Below are 3,065 nucleotides of genomic sequence, written 5' to 3'. Positions count from 1 at the left end.
ACCTTCGCGACCGGGGCGTCTGCGGCCTTGGTCGACTCCTGGCCGGTCGAACACGCGGTGGTCAGACCGAGAGCGAGCAGCAGACCCGCCGCGGCAACGGTACGGCTGGTGGAACGGAACATGGGGAGCTCCTTCGAGCGGACACCGGAAACGGCGCGTGGTGCGGGGCGGGAGATGACAGCGGCCCTGGTGGTCATGGCCGGTCGTGGGGGAGCGGGACTCGCTCGGGCTGATCGAGGCGAGGCGGCTAATCCCTCATGAACAAACATTTTCCAACGGGACGCCACATATGACAGCCGTGTCCATCGTTGGCGTCAAGTGGATTCGACGGTTGACATCACCTTGTGACCATCGAGTGGAGTGACTGCCGGGCCGGTCGGAGTCCGGACTCGACGGACCATCAGTTCGACTGATCGTGCGCGGAGTTGGTTTCGGGATCGACCGGCCGCCGGGGCGGTGCGAACGCCCTCGACGAACGCTGTGGAGGAATCGGCGCGCGGTGCGGCGCGCTCGCGGGCCCCGACTTCGGCGCGGAATGCCGGTACGGAATCACCGCCGGGGCGGCGCGGGTCGCGACGTCCGCCCGGGTCGGCGTCCGCCCGGGTCGGCGTCCGCCCGGGTCAGCGTCCGACCGGAATCGCCTGCGGAACGGCCATCCGATCCGCACGGCAGTGGATCCGTCAGGGAATTGCGCCGAGTCCGGTCCAATGACCGAATACCGACGGAAGCCGGCCCCGGAGAGCCGGCCTGTGCGGTCGCCCGTGCGGTTCGGGTCCGGCCCGCGACCGCAGTGCCGGTTCAGCCCCCCGGACGCGGCGCCGGTACCCGCGACCTGGTGGCGGACCGTGCCTGCGACAGCACCAGGTGCACCCCGCCCGGCAGCGGCGCCCGGTCGCCCAGCGCCGAGCGCACCACCGGGGGCGGCGACGTGCGCCCGCCGGGCAGCTCCCGTAGAGCCGCCCGCAGCGGTTCGGAGAGCCCCTCGCCGAGAGCGGCGAGGGGGCCCCGAGGACGACGACCGAGGCTCCCGGCCCGGCGAAACGGCGCAGCCGCGGGACGGACGCGGTGCCCGCGTCGGCGAAGCAGGCGGCCCTGATCGGTCCCGGCCGGGTCGGCCCCATGTCGTCGACGTGAGGCGCGTCACTCGCCGGGTGTCCGCGGACGGGTATGCGCGATCATGAGTGGAATGGACACTCGATTCCTCAGTATCGCCGAACTGGCCGAAGTTCCCTCCGTGGCGGTCGTGGTGGACGTCATGCGTGCGTTCACCGTGGCTGCCTGGGCCTTCGCCCAGGGGGCGGAGAAGATCGTTCTTGCCGGGTCGCTGGACGAAGCCCTGGCGCTCAAGGCCCGACACCCGGACTGGGTGGCGCTCAAGGACGGCCCGATGGCACCCGGGTTCGACACCGTCAACTCGCCGGGAATGCTGCGGTCCATCGACCTCGGCGGGCGAACCGTGGTGCAGAAGACCACGGCGGGGACGGTCGGCGCCCTCGCGGTCAAGGACGCGTCGCTGGTGCTGTGCGCCGGCTTCGTGGTGGCGGAGGCGACGGCCCGGCTCCTGCGGGCGCGCGGGAGCGACAGCGTCACGTTCGTGGTCACGGGCGAGGACGGGCAGGCCGACGAGGACCTGGCGTGTGCTCAGTACATCGCCCGGAGGGCGGTGGAGGCCGGGCCGACGGACGCTGCCGAGTTCCTTCGCCGCGGTGCCGCGTCACGCGCCGCCGCCGAACTGACCGAGGGCGTGCGTCAAGGCGTCCACCCCGACGACGTCGAACTCTGCCTTGAGCTGGACCGGTTCCCCTTCGCCATGGTGGCGACCTCGGAAGGCCCGCTCATGGTCCTGCGTTCGCACACCGTGCCTCCGTCGACCGGCGACGCCCTGGTCTGAGCGCCGGAGCGCGCTCCCGAGCGGAAAATGAGTTGCCCGCGGGCCGTGGTCTCGATCACGATCGCCCGCATGGACTTCTGATAGCTGCCACGTAGCAACGCCGACCTGTCGCGCGGTCGACCTCGGGGCCTGACGGCTGGGCCCCGAGGCGATGGCTCGCGCCCTCGTGTGCATCCGTCAGATCCCAGGAGCCCGGGCCCGGCCTGTGAGAGCTCCTGCTGAGTCCTGAAAGCAACCACCTCCCTATGAATACCGACCGCAAGGCCCTGTGGGCCGTGCGTCAGTCCGCCATGCCCGCCGTCGTGCGATCCTGCCCGGACTGCTCCGGCACGCGCCACCGGCCCTCGGGCAGGATCCGCGTCAACGCGAACGGCAAGCTCCTCGACGTCTGGCTCCTCCTGAGCTGTGCGGGGTGCGACCGGACCTCGAAGGTGCCCGTCCACGAACGCGTCCACGTCTCGTCGCTGGAGCCCGCCCGCCGGGTGGCGTACGAGACCAACGACCCCGCCGTGGTGCGGGAACTGACGATGAGTGCGTCGCTCGCCGCGAAGAACGGGTACCGCCTCGACTGGGCCGGCACCTGGGAACTGGAGACCCGTACGCCCCTCTACGCACTCGACGACCCGACACCCCTCACGGTGCTGGTCGGCTTCGAGCTGCCCGTGCCGGTCCGCGTCGAGCGCCTGCTCGGTCTCGGTCTTGGCCTCAGCCGTACCCAGGTGCGCCGCATGGTCGGGGACGGGCGGATCCGACTGCCGCTGGCTCCGGACGCCAAGGCGCACGAGGACTTCGAGCTCACCGTCCACGGGCCCGGCTCCGTCGACGCCGCGAAACACGCGAAGCTCCTCGGCACCCCGACCGACCTGCGTGCCGACCTGAGCACCGGCCTGCGTGCTGACCTGAGCACCGGCCTACTCGCCGGGCTGAGCACCGATCCGGGCGTCGGCCCGGGCCGGCTCGGGTTGCGCGGCGCCCCGCAGCAGTCGTCGCGGACGGCGGCTACGGGAGCGTAGGAGGCTTGACAGCGGGGTCTCCTGACGGCCTGTCGGCACAGCCGGCATGCGAGCCGCCGGGAGGCCCCGCGCCGCGCGGCACCGGCCGGGCCCCGTTCCCCGGACGGGCCCGGCGGCCACGGCCGGGGCCTTGGGGCGTCCCGGCCGGGGCGCAGACCGGC

Annotated in this window: 2 protein-coding genes; both read left to right on the top strand. The window is 72.4% G+C overall.

Annotated features, from left to right (window positions below):
• Positions 1-1,186: 1,186 nt before the first annotated feature.
• Positions 1,187-1,891 (top strand): 2-phosphosulfolactate phosphatase, encoded by a 705-nt coding sequence (locus tag ABZY91_RS41800; protein ID WP_355409459.1) that lies wholly within the window; start codon positions 1,187-1,189, stop codon positions 1,889-1,891.
• 245 nt (positions 1,892-2,136) lie between these two features.
• The gene (locus tag ABZY91_RS41795; protein WP_355409457.1) at positions 2,137-2,904 is read left to right on the top strand and encodes a DUF1062 domain-containing protein; all 768 of its coding nucleotides are present in this window, start codon (positions 2,137-2,139) and stop codon (positions 2,902-2,904) included.
• Positions 2,905-3,065: the final 161 nt, after the last annotated feature.

The sequence above is a fragment of the Kitasatospora sp. NPDC002965 genome, from assembly GCF_040611255.1.
Lineage (GTDB): Bacteria > Actinomycetota > Actinomycetes > Streptomycetales > Streptomycetaceae > Kitasatospora.
This window is presented reverse-complemented; position numbering and strand designations above follow the sequence as displayed.